Source organism: Poseidonocella sp. HB161398 (assembly GCF_005870025.1).
Lineage (GTDB): Bacteria > Pseudomonadota > Alphaproteobacteria > Rhodobacterales > Rhodobacteraceae > Mangrovicoccus.
The window spans coordinates 1-3181 of record NZ_VATA01000168.1; the positions used below are offsets into that span (position 1 = coordinate 1).

2 rRNA genes are annotated in these 3181 nt (G+C 55.3%); both read right to left on the reverse strand.

What is annotated here, in order from left to right:
* Nucleotides 1-23: 23 nt before the first annotated feature.
* Nucleotides 24-138 (reverse strand): 5S ribosomal RNA (rrf, locus tag FGX59_RS36270).
* A 121-nt stretch (nt 139-259) separates the two neighbouring features.
* Nucleotides 260-3161: ribosomal RNA gene (locus tag FGX59_RS36275) — 23S ribosomal RNA — on the reverse strand.
* Nucleotides 3162-3181: the final 20 nt, after the last annotated feature.

The window sequence follows — 3181 nt, forward strand, 5'->3', positions numbered from 1 at the left end:
AGAGAGAAGGGGATGCTTGTCAGGTCTGGCGATGACCTACTCTCCCACGTCTTGAGACGCAGTACCATCGGCGCGACAGTGCTTAACTTCCGGGTTCGGGATGGGACCGGGTGTTTCACTTGTGCTGTGATCACCAAACCGGGCAAGCATCCCAGGGCATCTTTCGATGCCTGGGCTAATCAACATTTTTTCCAAGTCCGACTTCTGATTGTCTTGCGGTGCCGTCCTTTTCGACGGCTGTGTCTTGCTTTTACCGGATCAGGTCAAGCCTATCGGACAATTAGTACCGGTCAACTGAACGCATTGCTGCGCTTACATCTCCGGCCTATCGACGTGGTGGTCTACCACGGTCCTCAGGGATACCTTGTTTTGAGGGGGGCTTCCCGCTTAGATGCCTTCAGCGGTTATCCTGTCCGTTCATAGCTACCCAGCACTACCGCTGGCGCGATAACTGGTCCACCAGTGGAACGTTCACCCCGGTCCTCTCGTACTAGGGGCAACTCCTCTCAAGTATCCTACACCCACGGCAGATAGGGACCGAACTGTCTCACGACGTTCTAAACCCAGCTCACGTACCTCTTTAAACGGCGAACAGCCGTACCCTTGGGACCTGCTCCAGCCCCAGGATGAGATGAGCCGACATCGAGGTGCCAAACGATGCCGTCGATATGGACTCTTGGGCATCATCAGCCTGTTATCCCCGGCGTACCTTTTATCCGTTGAGCGATGGCCCTCCCACATGGGACCACCGGATCACTATGGCCGACTTTCGTCTCTGCTCGACTTGTCAGTCTCGCAGTCAGGCTGGCTTCTGCCATTGCACTCAACGAGCGATGTCCGACCGCTCTGAGCCAACCTTCGCGCGCCTCCGTTACGCTTTAGGAGGCGACCGCCCCAGTCAAACTACCCGCCACAGAGGGTCCCGGACCCAGATAATGGGCCGCGGTTAGACATCAAGAATGCGAAGGGTGGTATCTCAAGGGAGGCTCCACAGGGACTGGCGTCCCTGCTTCGAAGCCTACCACCTATCCTGCACATCGCAGTCCTGATGCCAGTCTGAAGCTGTAGTAAAGGTGCACGGGGTCTTTCCGTCTAACCGCGGGAAGCCTGCATCTTGACAGGCAATTCAATTTCGCTGAGTCAACGTTGGAGACAGCGGGGAAGTCGTTACGCCATTCGTGCAGGTCGGAACTTACCCGACAAGGAATTTCGCTACCTTAGGACCGTTATAGTTACGGCCGCCGTTTACCGGGGCTTCATTTCGGAGCTCTCACCCCTCCATTTAACCTTCCGGCACCGGGCAGGCGTCAGACCCTATACGTCGTCTTGCGACTTCGCAGAGCCCTGTGTTTTTAGTAAACAGTCGCCACCCCCTGGTTTGTGCCCCCGGTGATCATACACCGGGCCTCCTTCTCGCGAACTTACGGAGGTATTTTGCCGAGTTCCTTCAACGTTGTTCTCTCAAGCGCCTTGGTATTCTCTACCAGTCCACCTGTGTCGGTTTCGGGTACGGTCCGTTGGAGGGCTATTTCCAGGGACTGCCATCGATACGCTCCAATCCGATAAGGAACGCACGCTCCGGACAATCCGTCACATCCTCCTGGCCCAGGAATATTAACCTGGTTCCCATCGTCTACGCATTTCTGCCTCGACTTAGGGGCCGGCTTACCCTGCTCAGATTAGCTTTAAGCAGGAACCCTTGGACTTTCGGCGAGAGTGTCTCTCACACTCTTTGTCGCTACTCATGTCATCATTCTCGCTAGTGATCTCTCCACCGGATGGCTCACGCCCCGGCTTCATCGACAGCTCTTTGTTTGCGCTACCGCTTCGCTACTTGAGCGCGGTTGCCCGCGCCGTTCGACCGGCGATATAACAAACACAGAGCTTTTCACACTACGCTCCGCTACCATGCCTTGCGGCATCCTCAGCTTCGGCTCATGGCTTGAGCCCCGTTACATCTTCGCCGCAGGACGTCTTGATTAGACCAGTGAGCTGTTACGCTATCTTTAAAGGATGGCTGCTTCTAAGCCAACCTCCTGGTTGTTTTGGACATCCCACATGCTTTCCCACTTAGCCATGAATTGGGGGCCTTAGCTGGAGGTCAGGGTTGTTTCCCTCTCCACGACGGGCGTTAGCACCCGCCGTGTGTCTGCCATCTAGTACTCCCGGGTATTCGGAGTTTGGTTAGGATCAGTAAGCCTGTGGGGCCCCATTACCCATCCAGTGCTCTACCCCCCGGGGTATTCGGATGACGCTCTACCTAAATAGATTTCGCGGAGAACCAGCTATCTCCGAGTTTGATTGGCCTTTCACCCCTAGGCACAACTCATCCCGACCTTTTTCAACAGGTGTGGGTTCGGACCTCCAGTTGGTGTTACCCAACCTTCATCCTGGTCATGCCTAGATCACTCGGTTTCGGGTCTGATCCCACGAACTCGACGCCCTATTCAGACTCGCTTTCGCTGCGCCTACACCTACCGGCTTAAGCTTGCTCGTGAGACCAAGTCGATGACCCATTATACAAAAGGTACGCCGTCAGGACACGAAGTCCCTCCGACTGCTTGTAGGCGTCCGGTTTCAGGTACTGTTTCACTCCCCTCGTCGGGGTGCTTTTCACCTTTCCCTCACGGTACTGGTTCGCTATCGGTCAGCAAGGAGTACTTAGCCTTCGGAGGTGGTCCTCCGATCTTCAGACAGGATTTCACGTGTCCCGCCCTACTTAATGCGTCAATCAGAGCTTCCTGTACGGGGCTGTCACCCGCTATGGCCTGGTTTCCCAACCAGTTCCAGTCACTCATCTTGCTCGGCTGGTCCGTGTTCGCTCGCCACTACTAACGGAGTCTCTATTGATGTCCTTTCCTCCGGGTACTTAGATGTTTCAGTTCCCCGGGTTTGCTCTATAATCCCTATGTATTCAGGAAAATAGTACCTGGTTTTGCACCCTGTTCGCCACTTCGCCGCGACGCGCCATACCGGACAAGGTCCGGCACGGAATGTGCTTTTGCGAAGCAAAAACAGAATGCAATCAGGTGGGTTGCCCCATTCGGAGATCAGTGGATCAAAGCCTATTCCCGGCTCCCCACTGCTTATCGCAGGGTATCACGTCCTTCATCGCCTCTTGCTGCCAAGGCATCCACCAAACGCCCTTTTCGCGCTTGATCTGACCCGGTAAGAGCAAGAC